Here is a 16366-nt window from a genome sequence, read left to right on the forward strand (position 1 = left end):
TCGTTAGCTGTAAAAAAGGAGAATCAATGCCAAGTGTACTAATCGAAGTGCGTCAACAATACGCACCAGAAACTGAATCAGGAATAATGGAGGCTGTGCACGCAGCACTACGGGAGGCATTCAAAATACTTCCGGGCGATAGAAATGTGCGGTTACTGGTACATGAGCCACATAGGTTTCAGTGTCCTCCTGATCGGGAGAAACAGGAGTATTACACGCACATAAGTATTGATTGTTTTGCGGGCAGGTCACTTGAAGCAAAGCGGAAACTGTACAAAGCCATAGTGAATAACCTGTCTCAGTTTGATATTCCTGCAAATCACGTCAAAATCATGTTGCGAGAAATTACGGCGGAAAATTGGGGCATACGTGGTGGCCAAGCGGCATGTGATGTTGATCTTGGTTTTGAGGTTAAAGTGTAATCTACAGCTAACAAGGCAAATTCACATGGACACCAAAAAGCGTCGCTGCGCTCTGCTTTTTGGTGCCAGTGCTTTACGACGTTAGGCCAACATGACAAACGGGCACGGAATAGAAACACCGGCAAATAAAATAGCTACTGCTCAAGCAACTCTAAGCCTTGCTTTTAGGTTGAGTGCAGAAGTGGAAGCTGGCCGCATTAATAAAGAGATATTCAACCGTGTAGTGGAAGTTCATACGGGTAGTACTGGCGTGACGGTTCCAGGCTTTCCTGATGGAACAGAATCAGACTTGAAGCTTGGCATAGCTAACATCGTACTCATAGCGCTAAGCGCGTCTGCCCTAACTGTAGATGAAACACTTGACGAAGTATTTGGCAGTTTGGCGTCAGAATCTGACGTTCCCCCAAAAAAACGGAGCGTTTAATTATGAGGCATGTCTTGCCTCGAATTCCATCGGGCTGACATAGCCCAGATAGGAATGTCGTCTTTGCCTGTTGTAGAAAATCTCAATGTACTCGAACAGGCTCCTTTTGGCGTCTTCCTGGGTACGGTAGTCTTCGTCATCGACCAACTCCGTTTTCAGGGTACCGAAGAAGCTTTCCGCCACGGCATTGTCCAAGCACTCACCCTTTCTGCTCATACTACACACCAAGTCATGGCTCTTCAGCAGTTTCTGGTAATCGGTAGACGCATAGGTGCTGCCCTGATCCGAGTGAACTATCACCGAACCCAGCTTGCCCCGCTTCCATACGGCCATTCTCAGTGCATCCTGAACAAGAGTCGTATTGTTCTTATCACTCATTGACCAGCCCAGCACTTGCCGTGAAAACAGGTCTATCACCACAGCAAGATATAACCACTCCTGACGCGTCCGGATGAATGTGGTATCCGATACCCAGGCTTGATCAGGCTTATCTGTTGAAAAGCACCGCTGAAGCCTATCAGGGGCTGGCTGTAGGGTATTCTTCGAGTCCGTTGTGATAACAAACTTCTTTGCCATTTTCGATTGAATGCCGTGGCCGCGCATCAGCCGGGCTACGCGATTCCTTCCAACCTGGTCTCCCGAATCCACGAGGTCTTGATGAATACGGGGTGAGCCGTAAATCTTGCGACTGGCTTTGTGAAACTGCCTGATCTTGGCCACAAGCTGGCGATTTCGCCTTGCCCTGACGCTTTCTGGACGGTCCCGCCAGTCGTAATAGCCGCTGGAGGATACCCCCAACACCTCGCAGAGGCGGGATACCCTGAATTCTTTGCTGTGAGCTTGAATAAATGCGTACTTCACTTGAGCTCCTTCGCAAAGTACGCTGCGGCCTTTTTTAGGATTTCTATCTCCTCCTTCAGCCTCTCATTCTCCTGCCGAAGAGTGGTCATCTCACTTTGGTCTTCTTTCTTCGGCCTGCCGCGATGTCCTGCAAATGCTGCCTCTCCTTTTGCCTGGATCTGGTCACGCCACTTGTAGAGTTGATTGCGCCGGATGCCTAACTCCATGGCAACCTCCGATGCTGGCTTATCTGATGATTGCATTAGCCGCACCGCCTCTTCCTTGAATTCTTTTGTGTATTGCTTGTAGGGCCTACGTTTTGCTGTCATATGGAAACTCCTATTTCGACATAGTGTCGCTCAATAAAAGTCTCCGTTAAACTGGGGGAGCTTCAATCCGACCCAAACAGAAAAGCTATTAGGGTAATGGTTAATCAATTACGTAACGCCTTTGCACATAACCCATGGAGACCCAAGTGGGTGGTATTTGAGAAATATCGGAATATCTACCCCATAGAGCTTTACGATGGAAGTAAATTCAAGTTTGATGCAAGGGCACTAGATGGCGATGGTATAAAACCAGAACAAGTGGGGGGTTTAGAGTTTTGGGTTAAATTATTACAACATTGTGAGAAAGCTGTTAGCTAATCTCAATACAAGAATGCTGAGGTGAAAATGAAAATAATTACGAGCGTTTTGCTTTTATTACTACTTTCGGCGTGTGCTGCCATCGCTCCAAAACAATTTATTGGCCCAAGCGGAAAAACTGCTTATTCAATGCGTTGCAGCGGCATGGGGCGCACACTTGATGCATGTTACCAAAAAGCTGGTGAAGTATGTCCAAATGGGTACACAATTATTGATCGCGCATCGGGAACGGTAGCAGTGCCAGTCAATGGTTCTATTATGGCCGCCCCTCAGCATAATCTGGCAATAGAATGCAAATAGGCCTAACAATGGCTTGCAGCGGACGCAGTCGCTATCGCGCCTGCCCCGCTGAAGCCGGGCGTTATGCGTTTTAAAAGAAACATACAAAAGAGCCTTGGGATCTCATTATTTCCTGCTGCTCTGATTACTTTCATGTTGGATTATGGAAGTGCTGAGAAGACATTTATTACAAAGATATCTGGAAGGGAATCGGTAATAACAGGGCTAGATGGTATTGGTATGTATGTAAAGGAGCATGGATTCCTAGGCTATGTGGTAAGTGTTTTACCTACATTCATAGGAATCTTAGCTACTTTAATAATACTGGGCCTGGTGGAAACAAAGCTCAATGAAAAGAGAAAAAGTCGTCATATCAAGTAGTAGCACGCATAACCAGCGGGTCAAGTACGCCTGCTTCGCAGGCTGGGACCTCCGCTTCGCTACGGCCCCTTACCCAAATCGTTATAGGTAAAAAAACATGGATAGATTTATCTCATTAATATTGTTCTTAGCTCTACTATCACCGCTTTCATATGCTGGCGAGCCACAGAGAGACAAAGGTATTTCTGTTCACGCATTACCGAAGCGCGTTGCTGACATATCCGATCAGCCATGGGGGTTTCAGGTATCGTACGCTGCCTATCTAAAACCTGAGCCAGGGCAGCCAGTTCTACAATCACTAAACGATGTCCTCGAATACATTAACAAACAAGATCAATCTGTTATTGAAAATGGTCTTTGGGTAGTAACTACACACCCATCATCCTATTCTGAAAGTGAAATAGAGCTTCAAAACAAAGTTAAAGCTGAGTTACCTAAAAATAATATCCCTCTTTTCTGGGTTAGAGGCTCGCAACTTAAAAACGGGTTTAAACGTTATTAACAAAAAACCTATAACAAATCGTTCGTGTTGGACTCGCGCAAACAACGCGCTCACCACACAACTCAAACGTTACAACTCTAAGTGCGTCGTTTGATATCGCGGTAAAAATTTTCGTGGGAGCCAAGAGCCATTAACTCAAGAGTCAAAGTGCCATCGTCAAAACTATATCCGAGTAGGGTAAGTTGCTTATTCATCTTGAATTTGTACACGCGCAAAAATGCGAGATCTCCTTTCTTTTGTTCGCCGAGACTAGGCTTTGCCATTAATTCTTTGACGGCAGCATCAAGCTCTTTTTTTTGGTTTGGCTTGAGTTTCTTTACCGCCTTTCTAAAAGTAGGTGTTTGTAAAACACGAGATGCCCTAGCCAAAATCGTAGCTCTCAAGCTTGCCTGCTTCTCGCTCTGCGGCAGCAATAATTGCTTGTTTTACAAATTCATAGGGAAGGTCAGGGTTGTCCTCCATGATTTCACCAATCTTCGCCCAATGCTCAATTTGCTTCGGCGGTGTACGGTTGAGAGCTTTAGCCATGATCGTAGCTTTCTCAACAAGAGCTTGGTCTAATCGTACGCTGGTTGTGGCCATTTCATGCACCTCTGGAGAGTATTAAATGGATTGTAGCAAAACGCCACATTTGAGGCAAGTCGTAACAAGGCGCTGTTGTCGGACTGCTTTTCCGCTAGCGCTTCAAAGCAGCCGCAAAGCGCTGCGTTATGAGTACTTATGGAAGAGTTCCTGATTGGTTCCTTTAAGAATTCTTGGGCCTACTATCTGCTAGCGTTTGCGGTGGCCGAATTACTGCTTTTCTTAAAGGAAAGGAAGGGGCTAGTTCCAGAGATTATTGTGGCCTCTGTTATCTGTATCGCGCTGACCGTTCAGGGGCAATATCAAAGCCACAGTTCTTGGGCGGCCGAAAATCGACCAGTATTGCTCGCCCTGGTCAACTTTCTGAGCATAGTTATGCCGCTGTTTGTCTTTGTTGCTGTAAACGAATTGTTGGTGAAAATTCGGAAAGCGGTTCAGAAACATATCGCGCTTTTGGTTGTGGTGTTAGCAACGATGTTCGTTTGGCCTTTATGGGCTTTGTATGTTACGTGCGCAAGTGGATTGGACTGTTTGTGAAAAGTACTCATAACAAGGCGGCCAAATCGGACGGCTTCGCCGCCGCTTGCCTTGATCGTTAGCCATGAAAAGCAACCTCATAGCCATTTTGATCTATGTTTCTTCATCTTTGCTGGTGAATGCTGAGAGTCGTGTTTGGCTTGGCGCTGAACGAAATGATTGGGAGCATACGGAGTATAGAAAAGTAGAGAATGATTTTGGGGGCTCATTGGTAATTACTTCGGATCTAAATTGGCAGCAAAAATGGGAGACGCCGCCTGACAACGTGCCACCATTTGCAGAGGCAGAGACTGTTCGTGTTGGGGAAGGGATCGTCATACTTACTTTCTTCGTCAATCCCAAAGTTAATGAATATGGTCAAGCTAGCGTCCGTTGCGCACTAAAAGTTACGAGGCCCGATGGCACTGAAGCTGCTAACTACGAAAGCTTTTGGTGTTTAAACGATACACCAATGGGAGATATTAATAACGTGCGATTATCACCAGCTATTATCAATTTCATAGGTGAAGAAAGTGATCCTTTGGGGGAGTGGGTAGTGGAAGTAAATATTCATGATGTTTTAAGAAATACAGAGCTAAATCTTAGGAGGTCATTTACCCTGGAGCCAAGAAATGGCTAACAAGGCGCTGTTGGCGCTCACTATAGTTCGCTGGGACGCACTCGCTATCGCTCGGCGCCCCAAAGCTGGTCGTTAGCCGAACAAGTAGGAAAACTCAGTGCTAAAACTTTACAAAATTACAGATAACGAAAAGTTGTACTGGGAAACCTGGGACAATGATGATGGTACCCATACCGTACATTGGGGTGAGTTAGGGACGGAAGGACAGTCCAAAACAGTGAAATCATCTTTGTTTAAAAAAACTACCGATCTGATTCAAAAAGAAATAGATAATTTCGTTTCTGAAGGTTATCACCCAGTCGAGCCAGAAGACCACTATACACTTTTAATAGAGTATGAAGTGGATGGAATGGGAAATGGAGAAGACGTGGAAAAGCGTCATAGGCTTGAAGATAGAATGAATGAAACTCTAGGCTGGACAGGCCTTGGTGCTTGTGACGGTGGTAGCATTGGTAGCGGAACAATGGAAGTTTGTAACTTTGTAGTAGATTTCGAGGTTGCGAAAAGGGTTATTGAAAATGATCTTAAAGGCACAGAGTTCGAAAACTTTACGAGAATTTACGACGAAAATGCGTAAAGCGGCTAACAAGGCGCTCGTTCGGATGCTGAACATCCCCCACTAAAACGGACACTCATCTCTAACAGGAGGGTGTTCAATGCCAAGATACAATCAACCGAGGAAGACCTGGCGATACACGGAGGAGTTCAAGGCCAAAGCAGTACAGCTCAGTCACCTTGAGGGTGTGCAGGTTAAGGAGGTGGCCGAGACGCTCGACATTCACCCGTTTATGCTGTCACGATGGAGAAAAGAGTACCGGGAAGGAAAGATCGTGACAGACAAGCGTAGAAAAGTCACCAGCATCAAAAAGGAGAAACAGGAGCTGGATGAACTGAAGAAACTGCGAAAAGAGGTTGCCCGCCTGAAACAGGAGAATGATCTCCTAAAAAAGTGGCAACGGTTTCTTGCGGAGGAACATCAGAACGATATCGATTCATCGCGAGAAACCGGCAACTCGGAATAAGCTATTTGTGTCGCTGGCTGGGAGTGTCGAGGAGTGGATTCTATGATTGGCTCAAGCGGTCACCCTCACAGAGGCGCAAGGAAGATGCAGCGTTGGGGAAATGGATAGAGGCCATCCATGAAGAAAGCCAGGGCGTTTATGGGAGCCCACGAGTATTCCAGGCGTTGAAGCAGCAGGGGGTATTGGTTGGGCGCAAGCGTGTAGAGCGCCTGATGCGCGAAAAGCAGCTTCAAGGACGGGTTGTCCGAGTTACCCGGCGTTGTCCCGGCCTGAAGCGCTTCGTAGCCAGTGGCGAGAATCTTCGTTTGAAAGAGCCGGCCCCGACAGCCATCAACCAGGTGTGGGTAGCAGACGTCACCTATCTCAAGTTGGCCGGGAAATGGCGCTATCTGGCGACGGTACTGGATGTCTACAGTCGACGGATATTGGGTTGGTCATTGAGCAACCACCGAACGGTTGATTTGACCTTGTCGGCATTGAGAAATGCGGTAAGGGATCGGGAGGTAAAAGAGGGCCTGATCTTCCATACGGATCGGGGGATCGAATTTACCTCGCATCGCTTTCGGGATGAACTGAAGAGGCTGGGTATGCGGCCCAGTGTGAACCGGCCTGGGTGTTGTACCGATAATGCCCATATGGAATCATTTTTCCATACCTTGAAGGCCGAACTGATCCGAGGGAATGTGTTTCATAATGACAAGGAACTCAGGTATGCTCTCAACTATTACATCAACCGATTTTACAACCACCGCCGGATGCATTCAGGGATCGGGTACCTGGCACCCGCGGAATATGAAGCGATGACAGCGTGATAATTCATGTGTCCGTTTTATCGGGGGAAGATCATGCGTCGCCGCTACGCGGCTCCTTTCGGCTATGCGAAACGTTAGGCCTGATATGAAACAGCCGCTGTGGTTCAAATTGCTAGAGGAGAATCGTAAAGCCCGCTATGGGTTAACGTTGCCATTTCTGTTTGGTGCGTATCTCAGACAGGGCGTAGAAACTGATATTTCGGAGCAAGCGGTGGAGAAGCTAGTTGCGTCTATCGCCGAAGAAGCCCCTGATGGTGTCAGCGTCACGTTGCGGGTTTGTGATCGTCTGGAGGAGCCGGTGTTCACATCGGTTCACGCTCCATACAAGCCTTCCCAACTGCTCACGAAAGTACCTGGCCGGGATGGCGCTATTTGCACTCTCTACGTTGAACCGAAGGTAATGACTGAAAAGCCCGGGTCAATTGCGGAGCTTGCCGAGGTGTTCTGGAGCAGGTACCAAACTGAGTTGCAAGAAGAAAGATTTTCTTACTCTCAAGGGAGATTCGTGCAGTTCGCTCCAGAAGATCATGCTCTGATCGATAGGGCGGCCTCAAGAGAAGACGAAGAATGGGCCTAACAAAACGGTCAAGCCGTTCGTCGCTTTGCTCCTCACTCGGACGCTCAGCACTCCGCGCCTGCTCGGGCATGGCTTCGCCATTTTTGCCCGAGCAAACGCTCCATGCTGAGCGCCGCTTACCAGGGCGTTGAGGCTGTAGAAAAACCCCGTTATTGGGTAAAATCAGAAACACAATAATACCGGCAGGGAGAATGGATGATGGCCCGCTATAAGGAGTACAACTACGATCAAATGAAGATGATCCCGGTTGCCTTTGATCGCCAGATTCTCCCCGGCAGCTTTGAATATTCCCTCTCTTATTTAATTGATCATGAACTGGACCTGACGTCCTTCGATCGCCACTACCGCAACGATGACAATGGCCGCCCGGCCTATGACCCACGACTACTGCTAAAGATCATCATCCTGGCCTACTCCAAAGGCATCACCAGCAGCCGACAGATTGAACGGCTGTGCCGTGAGAACATCACCTTCATGGCGCTCTCGGCCGATACCCAACCCCATTTCAGTACACTGGCCGATTTCATCTCCCGTGCACCGGAAGCGATTACCGATCTGTTCAGCCAGATCGTATTGATGTGTGATCAGCTGGGTCTGATTGGCAAAGAGATGTTTGCCATTGATGGTTGCAAGCTACCCTCTAATGCCTCCAAGGAGTGGAGTGGCACCCATGCCGAACTGAAAAAGAAGCGTCAGAAGATTGATAGAGCGGTGCGCCGCATGCTGCAGCGACATCAAGAGCAAGACAATGCCGAGCTGGCACCGGACATACAAGCACGCGAAAAGGAACAGATCAAGAAGCTGCGGGCCGTCTCACGCAAGATCAAACACTTTCTCGATACCGAAACCGAGCGTAAGGGGATAAGCGGCAAAACGGTAAAAAGCAACATCACCGACAACGAAAGCGCCAAGATGAAGACCAGTCATGGCGTGATACAGGGCTATACCGGTGTAGCGGCGGTGGATAGCCAATGCCAAGTTGTGGTGCATGCCGAGGCCTTTGGGCAGGGTCAGGAACATGGCTTATTGAAGCCGGTCCTCGAAGGGATCAGAGAAACCTTCGTTGACACTGCATCAGAAAAGCAGTTGAAAAAGACCCAGATCACGGCGGACTCGGGTTATCACAACCGGGAGATGCTGGAATACCTGGAAGCGGAAGGTATCGATGCCTATCTGGCCGATACCGGATTCCGTTCCCGTGATCCGCGTTTCAAGGATCACAAATCCGCCAAGGAACGAAACAAGCGCCAGGACAAGGAGCGTTTCAGCTAGAGTGAATTCGCCATCGACCGAAAAAGCGAGACCTGTCGTTGCCCAGCGGGAAAGATAATGTGGCTCAAGGCCCGGCGCGCCCGAATCGGCCATCACCTGTTCATGCAGTTTCAGGGCTACGAGCACGACTGCAACGACTGTGGGTTGAGAAAGCGTTGTCTGCGGAATCCAAACCAGCCTACCCCACGCCAGATCAACGTCGCACTGGATATCACGCAGGAGCAAAAGGCGGGAATCATCGAGCGGATGAAGCGCAAAATAGACAGCCCGAAAGGCCGGCATATCTATAGTCAGCGACTGGGCACGGTGGAGCCGGTGTTTGGACACATTACGGATGCCATCGGCATCAAGCGATTTAGCCTAAGAGGCAAGCGCAAGGTGGATGGGCAATGGAAGTTGATGATGTTGTTACACAATATCTTGAAGATCCACCGGTATGGATGGGAATGGGCGTAGAAAGCAAGGAACGATGGCGTGTTGATCGCCATATAGATAAATCATCAAACAGCTACCAATAATTATGAAAGAGTGTCCTCGAGAATTCACCAGCCAGAAACTTGTTTGCGTTAGGCGGGTTTTTCGACAGGCTCGTTAAGCATAAATGAATAATTGGCAAAAATTTAGATTGGGGTTGGCAATACTAGCAAATACTATTGGAATGATTTGCTTTGCATTCTTTTTATGGTCAGGAGTCAATGTATTCACGGAAAATGATGCTCATTTGGTAGGGGAATATAATCTCATTGCATGGGCAACTCTGGTTTACTCCTTCGTTTTTTGCCTATTTGGCGTGTTTTTAACACTTACATTAAAACAAGCACTTACTAAAAGAGTATCTGTATTATTGTCTTCTCCAGCGCTTCTCTCGGGCTTGTCTTTGCTAAGTGTCTGGCTATTATCATTCGTTTATTGGCTATGGGTGGAACATGCTTAACAAAAAACAGCAGCCGATCCGTCACCGCTACGCGGCTCCTCTCGGCTGTGTTCGGCGTTAGAGCGTACAAAATTATATGGACGATAAAGCAGACAAGATAGAACATATTATGTTCTTTGTTATTCCCAATATTATTGGGATCATTGTTTATTTGCCCCTGCTCTTCGCTCTACTAATGAGCCTTGGTGCACCCGGTGGAGGGGAGAACTGGATCCATTGGTTCTGGGTGTCCTTAAACATTTTGCTCGGACCGTTGTGTTTGATCGGCCTCATTTTTAAAAAATACCGGCACTTAGGTTGGGTTGGATTTGGGCTTGTATTTATGGGGTTCTTTATCCTCGGGGCTTTAGGCTAATTCATAACCATGATATAGCAAATTAATGCTGAATATCACGATCATCATACCGATACGATTGGTCAAGCAAGCTCTAACAAGCGCCAGCACAATCGCACACTACGTGTGCTGGACTTGCAGCAAGCTGCTCGCCTGTGTGGCGGACGTTACGCATTAAAATCCTCGTGACATACTAAAAACAGTATATATACTATATATGGTATGTGGTTAATCTACGAACACCGAAAGGTCCCGAGGCAGCTGAGTAAGATTCCAAAGGAAATCTTGCAACGTTACGAAAAATGGAAAGATATAGCCCGGCTATCTGGACCTGACGGCTTAAAACTCATCCGTGGCTTTAATGATGAGGGCTTGAAGGGGGAATGGAAGGGATTTCGCTCGTCGCGACTAAATCAACAATACCACGTAATTTATACAATTGAACGCGACCATGTTCTCGTAAAAGTTGTAGAAGTAACTCCTCACGATTATCGGAGGAAATGATATGAAAGAGTACCAAAAAGCCAAGAAGACTACGGATGTATCGGTTGGTGATTCTGTTCGCATTATCCGTGAACTACAGGAGCTAAGCCAGAATCAATTAGCCGTATTGACCGGTATTCCACAATCTACTCTGTCAGCGATTGAGAATAATCGAGTGAGCTTGGGTGTTGAAAGGGCGAAGGTATTGGCGAAAGCGCTACACTGCCATCCTGCCGTGTTGGTATTTCCAGGCTGGGAGCTTGATGATAGTAAAGCAGCGTAACCAGTTGCATCAGCCGATACGCCACCGCTGCTGCGCGGCCGGCTTCCGGCTGTGCAAAGCGTTAAATGCCTGTAACCAGAAAGTCTATCGCGGCAACAATGTCATCTCTGCTTGAAGAGAGTGAGCATTCCTTCTTATTGAGGAAGTTGGCGGATACGCTTGTGAGCTGCTGAGTAAGGAGAGCAAATTTTTTATTTTTAATTTTTACGATGGGGCAAAGGTTATCGGGGTATCTCTTGTCGGATTTACTTATAGGCGTTAGCGGAATTACTACCCTGCTATTAAGCGTATCGAGTAGGCCATTCTGAATATCGACAAAATAGGGGTATGTCTTGTTGGTGTCGCTGTCCGTATTAACGTAGAGGTCGAATTGATCCATCAGAATACCCTGTGCTTGTCAGAGAAAAGACCATTTTGTTCTGCAAGTTGATTGCAGGCTTCAATGGCTTCTCGGTTATCCTCTAGCCATTGCTTGCGCCTTTCTTGGCGCACCTTTTCAGTTAGTGCCTGCTCAAGTGTTGCTGAAAGGTTTATGTTTAGGTTGCGAGCCTCTTCTAGTAACTCTTTGTTTATACTAAGATTAGCGGCTTTCTTTGGGGCTTTGCTGTCAATTACAGATTGCATTATATTCGCTCCCAGGATAGTTTATGCGCATAGGTAGTGCGCATAATGGTAGTTGGGCGCTTTTAACAAGTCAAGCAACCAGGCGGCTTCGCCGCCGGTTCTTTCCGGGTTATACGTAAAAAATGAACAACACCGATAAATGGCTGAATCTTCGGCACAGCATTAAGTCTTGCCAAAAGTGCGAGGGATTGAATTCTAAGGAACTCGGTACTGAAAATGCGCCTGGCTATGGAAATACTAACTCCCGAATCATTTTTATTGGCCAGTCTCTTTGCGGAAAGCCCTGCATAGAAGCCCAAATCCCCTTTACTGGTGGTTCTGGAAAATTGCTTGATCTAGCGTTTGAGCAGGCAAATATCGAGAAAAAGGACATTTACATAACCAATGTTGTTAAATGTCACCCGGATGGAAATCGCAAATCCGAGCCACATGAAATCGCTAATTGCAGTCCTTACCTCGAAAAGGAATTGTCTTGGTTATCTCCAAAAATCATTATTTGCTTAGGAAAAGACGCATGGACGCACATCAACCCAACTGTATCCCGTCCTTGTGTGAAAACAATGCACTCAGCGAATTCAGTCACTCACGTACACTTTGTTTATCACCCTTCATTCATTATGAAAAAGCCCAAGGCCGTACGTGAGGAGTACATCCGGAATTTGTCCAAGGTCATTGTGGAAGCAAATACATAATGAATAAGGTTGGATCGTGAGAGCGAAGTGAGCCACGATCTGAACCGTTTGTTGGAACAAGTGATTCAAGTCGCTCTGATCCTAACCCGAAAATCGGCGCGCTTTTTTGTGGCCTCGCTTCGCTGGATTTTACCGCAAAAACCACACCGTGTTTCAGGTCCGGTCACCGCTAGCGTTATGTGTAAAAAAACCAACTATCGAAGTCAAATCCTTCACCCGGAAAGTTTGCTGGTTAAGGAGGTGATCGTGACGCTGGACATACTCCCGACTATGCGGTCAGGATAGGGCAAAGAGGACCGAATAATAATTTCCTCTGACCAGCAAGGCCAATGTCAGCCTATCAAACCACCAGCTATGGAAAGACTAATGGACGATATCAAGCGCCAACCCATATCCCTCGCCGAAGTGATCCGTGCCCGTAAAGCCGTTTACAACAGACTCACGCCATCGCCCTTACTAGAATACATAGGGCTGTCTGAATTGATTGGTGCGAGCATCTACGTAAAGCATGAAAACCATCATCCAACAGGGAGCTTTAAAATTCGTGGCGGTGTTAATTTGATGTCCCATCTAAAGGCTAGGGATGTAACGGGGGTCATTACGTTTTCTACGGGGAATCATGGCATTTCAATTGCCTGTGCCGCTTCGTGGTTTGGGGTCGATTCAGTTGTGGTTGTCCCGCAAAATAACAATCCGGCAAAAAATAGAATGATCCGGCAGTCCGGCGCCGAACTGATTGAAGCTGGTGGTACTTTTGAAGAGGCGGCGAATGTGGTAGAGAGTTTGTGTGAAAGCAGGGGCCTATATTATGTGCATCCTGCGAATGAGCCACATCTGATTAATGGTGTTGGTACAGGATTTTTGGAAGTGATAGAAGATTTGCCTGATGTTGATGCCGTTATTGTACCGATTGGCGCGGGGAGTGAAGCCGCTGCCGCGATAACAACTCTCAAGAATATTAATCCGGGAATTGAAATCTACGCGGTTCAATCTTCCAGTTCTCAAGCGGCATATCTTTCCTGGAAGAAGGGAGGAATTATCGAAGCTCCCAATTCAACTTTTGCCGGCGGCTTTGCGACCGGGATAGCCTATGAACTGCCATTCAGTATTTACAAGGAAAACCTGGCAGACTTTGTCGTTCTTTCGGAAGAGGAGATTTATCAAGGCATCGCACTGGCAGGTTTTTACACACACAATCTGGTTGAGGGGGCCGGAGGCGCGCCGATTATGGCGGCGTTGAAATTGAAATATAAATTGAAAGGGAAGAAAGTGGTTTTACAGTTTAGTGGCTGTAATGCCTCTTCTGATGAAATCAGGCGAGCTTACCAACACTCGTACTTTTCTAGCGGATATAAAAAATAACGCCGTGGACTCGCCAGGCCTTCTGCAAGTTCTGGCGTCGACCAGGGTATATACCCATCGGAGGTATCAGCTTGAACGGACCAGACCCGGAAGATAAGGCGCCAATGAAAGGTTTTCCCCAGGTTGGCTACTTGAAGAATTTTATTTCTTGCGAAAACATCATTGTCGGTGACTATACCTACTATGACGACCCGGAAGGTCCGGAGCGGTTCGAGAATAATGTCCTGTATCATTTTCCATTCATCGGCGACAAGCTGAAAATTGGCAAATTTTGCGCCATTGCAAAAGACACCAAATTCATAATGAATGGGGCAAATCACAAGGTGTCCGGATTTTCTACCTATCCGTTTCAGATATTTGGCAACGGGTGGGAGCGGGTAATGCCGAAAGCGGGAGACCTACCCTACAAAGGTGACACTGAAATAGGTAGCGATGTGTGGATCGGGCATGACGCTACCATTATGCCGGGAGTCAGGGTGGGTAGTGGTGCAATCATCGCCAGCAAGTCGGTCGTTACGAGCGACGTGCCGGCTTATAGTGTTGTTGGTGGTAATCCTGCAAAAGTGATCAGGTATCGTTTCGATGAAGACACAATCAGGGAACTACTGGCGATCTCCTGGTGGGATTGGAGCGCAGAGAAAATAACTTCAAATCTCGAAGCCATAGTTGGTTGTGATGTTAGCGCACTTAAAAACGCAAAAGAGTTTTAATTGGAATAACTCAGGTCTGGTTAGTGGCGTAGGCCAATTGTCGCTGTGGCTTGAAGATCGAGACAACCCGCTTCATCACTATCATGTCACGGTATTCGACTCGGTGGCCGCTCTCGAACAGATCCGAGAGTCCGAGGCAATCAAGCGATTTGTCGATCGCCTTTTTCCCCATATTGCGCATAGCACCTATATATCGCCGGTGACAGATGTCTGGTTAGCAGATGGATTGGGGGTTAAGCCTGTCGCCTATCCGTAACGCTTATTGTTTGGTCAAGGTGCCGTGGAAGCCAGCTCTTTTGCTCACCCGTTGGTAAAGTTTCACGGATGCGCGTGTAGCGAAAGGAGGATTGCCAATGCGACCCACTTCCGTCCTCGCAGGTTAGTTCTTTACCCTGAAGAGATATCCGATGAAGACCATCCCGCGACCAGATTGGAGGTTTTGATCGTCAACTGATCAAGAGGGGCGACAAGCAGCCCCATGGGTATTGATGGCGGCATTATCCTTCTCTAGGCCGAGGAGATGATCCCGGTCGATTGAAGTAGCGAAGTCGGGTATATTCAAATACATTGAAATCTTCTATAACCGCTTACGAAGATGCGCTGTTTTGGGCTGCATCAATCCGGCAGAATTAGAGTGCAAGGCGTATTACCCATTGTCTACCTGTTGCGGATAAGAACACTGTACGAAATCACAATCATGAGTCAGATAATCGGATGAAAAATATTGAGTATGCAATCAAGGGATTAAGGGCACCGTTTTTTAAATTCCTGAACAAGGATAAGGAGAACTTTCATTGTCCTATTTGTAATTACGCAGGTCCATTTAAGGACAAAAATGTAAGACTGCATGCCAAATGCCCGAAATGTGGGGAGTTGGAAAGAGCAAGGCTTCAATATTTGGTTCTTCAGAATATATTTAAAAGTATCGATTGTTCTTCCCAAAGTATTTTGCACATCGCGCCTGAAAATGCGTTTAGAAAATTGTTCAGGAAAAAATTTAAAACTTACGTATCAGGTGACCTGTATCGTAAGGATGTAGATAAAAACTTTGATATTCAAGACATACCTTTTCCAGATGCCAGCTTTGATATGGTTTTTGCTTCTCATGTACTTGAATATCCAGATGATGACCTGAAAGCGATATCCGAGTTCAGAAGAGTTTTGAGGCCTAATGGTATCGCCGTATTGCCGATCCCCTTGGTACATGAAAAGACCAGAGATAGAAAAGACAGAGATAAAGTAACAAGGATGATGCATGAGGCAGGTTTGGATTATTTTGCCCGGTTCGAAGCGGTCTTTACAAAAGTAGAGATCCATAAATCGGAAATGTACCCCAAGGAGCATCAGCTATTCGTGTATCGGGGAGGCGGCGGCGAGGGATATCCCTTGGCAGTTGGTGATGGATGGTATTCTGATGTTGTACCTGTTTGTTATGTTTAGCTGGGCCTGAAGAACAAATGTTGCCGGACCTTTGCTTGCTGCACTTGCTCGGTATGCGGTTATATTTACGGGGCGATAATTGCCGAACTTGTCGAGCTATACTAGAGGCATCAGGTCACTTGGCCGCGGCGGTAAAAGGTAGTCACCGCTCATCATTTCCCGCAGGTGGGTGACAGTGGTTGCAATCATGTTAGGGTCTTGAAAATGGCATCGGATAATTCTACGAGTAAGCTGGATCGGGTCGTTGCGGACGCCAGACGTGCCCGCGAGGAGCGGGAAAAAGGTTATCGTGAGCGGGCGCTGAAGCTGTATCCCTGGGTATGTGGCCGGTGTGCACGGGAATTTACCCGCGATAACCTGCGGGAGTTGACGGTACATCATCGAGATCATAATCACGATAACAATCCCCCGGATGGCAGCAACTGGGAGTTGTTATGCATCTATTGTCACGACAATGAGCACTCACGCTATATTGATTCGGAGTATGGTGATGCCTCGGCTGATGCCCAGAAAAGCAGCGCAACCCATAACCCGTTTGCCGATCTTGCGTCCCTGCTGAAGGGTAAAAAGTGACAGTGGCTTTTCTGG

The 16366-nt window shown here is 47.2% G+C and carries 27 protein-coding genes; 20 read left to right on the forward strand and 7 right to left on the reverse strand.

All coding sequences use genetic code 11. From position 1 onward, the window contains the following. The first annotated feature begins 26 nt into the window (after positions 1-26). Together ACHZBF_RS18730 and ACHZBF_RS18735 are read left to right on the forward strand one after the other, a co-directional pair. Positions 27-422, forward strand: coding sequence for a tautomerase family protein (locus ACHZBF_RS18730; protein ID WP_321529254.1), 396 nt, complete (start codon positions 27-29; stop codon positions 420-422). A 91-nt stretch (positions 423-513) separates the two neighbouring features. Then, on the forward strand, positions 514-846 hold the full coding sequence (locus tag ACHZBF_RS18735) for a hypothetical protein (RefSeq protein WP_321529255.1): 333 nt from the start codon (positions 514-516) through the stop codon (positions 844-846). On the opposite strand, the gene ACHZBF_RS18740 is transcribed toward ACHZBF_RS18735, so the two are convergent. Both ACHZBF_RS18740 and ACHZBF_RS18745 read right to left on the reverse strand, forming a co-directional pair. Further along, complete coding sequence (locus tag ACHZBF_RS18740) at positions 847-1707, reverse strand: IS3 family transposase (RefSeq protein WP_321529256.1); 861 nt, start codon at positions 1705-1707, stop codon at positions 847-849. Further along, positions 1704-2015 carry a transposase gene (locus ACHZBF_RS18745; protein ID WP_321529257.1) on the reverse strand — a complete coding sequence of 104 codons (312 nt, stop codon included), beginning with the start codon at positions 2013-2015 and terminating at the stop codon, positions 1704-1706. Before ACHZBF_RS18745 ends, ACHZBF_RS18740 begins: the two co-directional genes overlap by 4 nt. Before the next feature lie 339 nt (positions 2016-2354). On the opposite strand from ACHZBF_RS18745, the gene ACHZBF_RS18750 reads away from it, so the two are divergent. The 3 genes from ACHZBF_RS18750 to ACHZBF_RS18760 all read left to right on the forward strand — a co-directional run bounded on the left by ACHZBF_RS18750 (position 2355) and on the right by ACHZBF_RS18760 (position 3495). Further along, entirely contained in the window at positions 2355-2633 is a 279-nt protein-coding gene (locus ACHZBF_RS18750) for a hypothetical protein (RefSeq protein WP_321529258.1), read from the forward strand. A gap of 63 nt (positions 2634-2696) precedes the next feature. Beyond that, positions 2697-2993 carry a hypothetical protein gene (locus ACHZBF_RS18755; RefSeq protein ID WP_321529253.1) on the forward strand — a complete coding sequence of 99 codons (297 nt, stop codon included), beginning with the start codon at positions 2697-2699 and terminating at the stop codon, positions 2991-2993. Positions 2994-3090: 97 nt separating this feature from the next. Next, positions 3091-3495 carry a hypothetical protein gene (locus ACHZBF_RS18760; protein ID WP_273440638.1) on the forward strand — a complete coding sequence of 135 codons (405 nt, stop codon included), beginning with the start codon at positions 3091-3093 and terminating at the stop codon, positions 3493-3495. A gap of 77 nt (positions 3496-3572) precedes the next feature. Here ACHZBF_RS18760 and ACHZBF_RS18765 read toward each other — a convergent pair whose 3' ends face one another. Then, complete coding sequence (locus ACHZBF_RS18765) at positions 3573-3878, reverse strand: type II toxin-antitoxin system RelE/ParE family toxin (protein WP_335342989.1); 306 nt, start codon at positions 3876-3878, stop codon at positions 3573-3575. After that, on the reverse strand, positions 3856-4077 hold the full coding sequence (locus ACHZBF_RS18770) for a TA system antitoxin ParD family protein (protein WP_321529247.1): 222 nt from the start codon (positions 4075-4077) through the stop codon (positions 3856-3858). Before ACHZBF_RS18770 ends, ACHZBF_RS18765 begins: the two co-directional genes overlap by 23 nt. 138 nt (positions 4078-4215) lie before the next feature. Here ACHZBF_RS18770 and ACHZBF_RS18775 point away from each other — a divergent pair, with 138 nt between their 5' ends. From ACHZBF_RS18775 to ACHZBF_RS18820, 10 genes are all read left to right on the forward strand, one after another. After that, positions 4216-4614: a hypothetical protein gene (locus tag ACHZBF_RS18775; protein WP_321529259.1), complete on the forward strand. Its 399-nt coding sequence runs from the start codon at positions 4216-4218 to the stop codon at positions 4612-4614. Between the two features lie 64 nt (positions 4615-4678). Beyond that, a complete protein-coding gene (locus ACHZBF_RS18780) occupies positions 4679-5233 on the forward strand; it encodes a hypothetical protein (RefSeq protein WP_321529260.1) in 555 nt (184 codons plus the stop codon). Between the two features lie 97 nt (positions 5234-5330). Further along, positions 5331-5810 (forward strand): hypothetical protein, encoded by a 480-nt coding sequence (locus ACHZBF_RS18785; RefSeq protein ID WP_321529261.1) that lies wholly within the window; start codon positions 5331-5333, stop codon positions 5808-5810. A 79-nt stretch (positions 5811-5889) separates the two neighbouring features. Then, positions 5890-7067 (forward strand): IS3 family transposase gene (locus tag ACHZBF_RS18790; RefSeq protein WP_321528446.1). Its coding sequence is split into 2 segments (ribosomal slippage): positions 5890-6175 and positions 6175-7067, totalling 1179 coding nucleotides; the frame shifts between segments, so codons are not numbered across the junction. Between the two features lie 85 nt (positions 7068-7152). Further along, positions 7153-7644, forward strand: a complete 492-nt coding sequence (locus tag ACHZBF_RS18795; protein WP_321529262.1) for a hypothetical protein — start codon at positions 7153-7155, stop codon at positions 7642-7644. A 195-nt stretch (positions 7645-7839) separates the two neighbouring features. Beyond that, positions 7840-8916, forward strand: a complete 1077-nt coding sequence (locus ACHZBF_RS18800) for a transposase (RefSeq protein ID WP_321529263.1) — start codon at positions 7840-7842, stop codon at positions 8914-8916. 12 nt (positions 8917-8928) lie between these two features. Then, a complete protein-coding gene (locus ACHZBF_RS18805; protein WP_321529405.1) occupies positions 8929-9372 on the forward strand; it encodes a transposase in 444 nt (147 codons plus the stop codon). Positions 9373-9926: 554 nt separating this feature from the next. Continuing rightward, positions 9927-10205, forward strand: coding sequence for a hypothetical protein (locus tag ACHZBF_RS18810; protein ID WP_321529264.1), 279 nt, complete (start codon positions 9927-9929; stop codon positions 10203-10205). A 201-nt stretch (positions 10206-10406) separates the two neighbouring features. Beyond that, the gene (locus ACHZBF_RS18815) at positions 10407-10688 is read left to right on the forward strand and encodes a type II toxin-antitoxin system mRNA interferase toxin, RelE/StbE family (RefSeq protein ID WP_321529265.1); all 282 of its coding nucleotides are present in this window, start codon (positions 10407-10409) and stop codon (positions 10686-10688) included. A gap of 1 nt (position 10689) precedes the next feature. Next, positions 10690-10950: a helix-turn-helix domain-containing protein gene (locus ACHZBF_RS18820; protein ID WP_321529266.1), complete on the forward strand. Its 261-nt coding sequence runs from the start codon at positions 10690-10692 to the stop codon at positions 10948-10950. 61 nt (positions 10951-11011) lie between these two features. Here the strand turns inward: ACHZBF_RS18820 and ACHZBF_RS18825 are convergent, their stop codons facing one another. After that, positions 11012-11329 (reverse strand): CcdB family protein, encoded by a 318-nt coding sequence (locus tag ACHZBF_RS18825; RefSeq protein WP_321529267.1) that lies wholly within the window; start codon positions 11327-11329, stop codon positions 11012-11014. Beyond that, positions 11329-11574, reverse strand: a complete 246-nt coding sequence (locus tag ACHZBF_RS18830; protein WP_321529268.1) for a type II toxin-antitoxin system CcdA family antitoxin — start codon at positions 11572-11574, stop codon at positions 11329-11331. Before ACHZBF_RS18830 ends, ACHZBF_RS18825 begins: the two co-directional genes overlap by 1 nt. Positions 11575-11696: 122 nt before the next feature. Here ACHZBF_RS18830 and ACHZBF_RS18835 point away from each other — a divergent pair, with 122 nt between their 5' ends. The 3 genes from ACHZBF_RS18835 (at position 11697) to ACHZBF_RS18845 (ending at position 14338) form a co-directional block, all read left to right on the forward strand. Beyond that, positions 11697-12266 (forward strand): uracil-DNA glycosylase, encoded by a 570-nt coding sequence (locus ACHZBF_RS18835; RefSeq protein WP_029134571.1) that lies wholly within the window; start codon positions 11697-11699, stop codon positions 12264-12266. Between the two features lie 366 nt (positions 12267-12632). Next, positions 12633-13628 carry a threonine ammonia-lyase gene (locus ACHZBF_RS18840; RefSeq protein ID WP_321529269.1) on the forward strand — a complete coding sequence of 332 codons (996 nt, stop codon included), beginning with the start codon at positions 12633-12635 and terminating at the stop codon, positions 13626-13628. Between the two features lie 65 nt (positions 13629-13693). Further along, positions 13694-14338 carry a Vat family streptogramin A O-acetyltransferase gene (locus tag ACHZBF_RS18845; RefSeq protein WP_394707596.1) on the forward strand — a complete coding sequence of 215 codons (645 nt, stop codon included), beginning with the start codon at positions 13694-13696 and terminating at the stop codon, positions 14336-14338. Positions 14339-14348: 10 nt separating this feature from the next. Here the strand turns inward: ACHZBF_RS18845 and ACHZBF_RS18850 are convergent, their stop codons facing one another. Then, complete coding sequence (locus ACHZBF_RS18850) at positions 14349-14519, reverse strand: hypothetical protein (protein ID WP_321529271.1); 171 nt, start codon at positions 14517-14519, stop codon at positions 14349-14351. A gap of 533 nt (positions 14520-15052) precedes the next feature. Between ACHZBF_RS18850 and ACHZBF_RS18855 the strand changes: the two genes are divergently transcribed. Both ACHZBF_RS18855 and ACHZBF_RS18860 read left to right on the forward strand, forming a co-directional pair. Then, positions 15053-15778 carry a class I SAM-dependent methyltransferase gene (locus ACHZBF_RS18855; protein ID WP_321529272.1) on the forward strand — a complete coding sequence of 242 codons (726 nt, stop codon included), beginning with the start codon at positions 15053-15055 and terminating at the stop codon, positions 15776-15778. Positions 15779-15982: 204 nt separating this feature from the next. Then, complete coding sequence (locus ACHZBF_RS18860; RefSeq protein WP_029134566.1) at positions 15983-16351, forward strand: YajD family HNH nuclease; 369 nt, start codon at positions 15983-15985, stop codon at positions 16349-16351. Positions 16352-16366: the final 15 nt, after the last annotated feature.

Origin of the sequence: Sedimenticola selenatireducens (assembly GCF_963675335.2) — a bacterium.
In the GTDB taxonomy this organism is placed as follows: Bacteria; Pseudomonadota; Gammaproteobacteria; order Chromatiales; family Chromatiaceae; genus Sedimenticola; species Sedimenticola selenatireducens.

Excerpts from the sequence above, each read along its gene's own strand:
- ACHZBF_RS18800 (WP_321529263.1), top strand. The coding sequence starts at position 7,840 with ATGATGGCCCGCTATAAGGAGTACAACTACGATCAAATGAAGATGATC.
- ACHZBF_RS18745 (WP_321529257.1), bottom strand. The coding sequence starts at position 2,015 with ATGACAGCAAAACGTAGGCCCTACAAGCAATACACAAAAGAATTCAAG.
- ACHZBF_RS18830 (WP_321529268.1), bottom strand. The coding sequence starts at position 11,574 with ATGCAATCTGTAATTGACAGCAAAGCCCCAAAGAAAGCCGCTAATCTT.
- ACHZBF_RS18755 (WP_321529253.1), top strand. The coding sequence starts at position 2,697 with ATGCGTTTTAAAAGAAACATACAAAAGAGCCTTGGGATCTCATTATTT.
- ACHZBF_RS18835 (WP_029134571.1), top strand. The coding sequence starts at position 11,697 with ATGAACAACACCGATAAATGGCTGAATCTTCGGCACAGCATTAAGTCT.
- ACHZBF_RS18860 (WP_029134566.1), top strand. The coding sequence starts at position 15,983 with ATGGCATCGGATAATTCTACGAGTAAGCTGGATCGGGTCGTTGCGGAC.
- ACHZBF_RS18735 (WP_321529255.1), top strand. The coding sequence starts at position 514 with ATGACAAACGGGCACGGAATAGAAACACCGGCAAATAAAATAGCTACT.
- ACHZBF_RS18850 (WP_321529271.1), bottom strand. The coding sequence starts at position 14,519 with ATGCGCAATATGGGGAAAAAGGCGATCGACAAATCGCTTGATTGCCTC.
- ACHZBF_RS18775 (WP_321529259.1), top strand. The coding sequence starts at position 4,216 with ATGGAAGAGTTCCTGATTGGTTCCTTTAAGAATTCTTGGGCCTACTAT.
- ACHZBF_RS18855 (WP_321529272.1), top strand. The coding sequence starts at position 15,053 with ATGAAAAATATTGAGTATGCAATCAAGGGATTAAGGGCACCGTTTTTT.
- ACHZBF_RS18820 (WP_321529266.1), top strand. The coding sequence starts at position 10,690 with ATGAAAGAGTACCAAAAAGCCAAGAAGACTACGGATGTATCGGTTGGT.
- ACHZBF_RS18780 (WP_321529260.1), top strand. The coding sequence starts at position 4,679 with ATGAAAAGCAACCTCATAGCCATTTTGATCTATGTTTCTTCATCTTTG.
- ACHZBF_RS18810 (WP_321529264.1), top strand. The coding sequence starts at position 9,927 with ATGGACGATAAAGCAGACAAGATAGAACATATTATGTTCTTTGTTATT.
- ACHZBF_RS18825 (WP_321529267.1), bottom strand. The coding sequence starts at position 11,329 with ATGGATCAATTCGACCTCTACGTTAATACGGACAGCGACACCAACAAG.
- ACHZBF_RS18815 (WP_321529265.1), top strand. The coding sequence starts at position 10,407 with ATGTGGTTAATCTACGAACACCGAAAGGTCCCGAGGCAGCTGAGTAAG.
- ACHZBF_RS18840 (WP_321529269.1), top strand. The coding sequence starts at position 12,633 with ATGGACGATATCAAGCGCCAACCCATATCCCTCGCCGAAGTGATCCGT.
- ACHZBF_RS18730 (WP_321529254.1), top strand. The coding sequence starts at position 27 with ATGCCAAGTGTACTAATCGAAGTGCGTCAACAATACGCACCAGAAACT.
- ACHZBF_RS18760 (WP_273440638.1), top strand. The coding sequence starts at position 3,091 with ATGGATAGATTTATCTCATTAATATTGTTCTTAGCTCTACTATCACCG.
- ACHZBF_RS18770 (WP_321529247.1), bottom strand. The coding sequence starts at position 4,077 with ATGGCCACAACCAGCGTACGATTAGACCAAGCTCTTGTTGAGAAAGCT.
- ACHZBF_RS18795 (WP_321529262.1), top strand. The coding sequence starts at position 7,153 with ATGAAACAGCCGCTGTGGTTCAAATTGCTAGAGGAGAATCGTAAAGCC.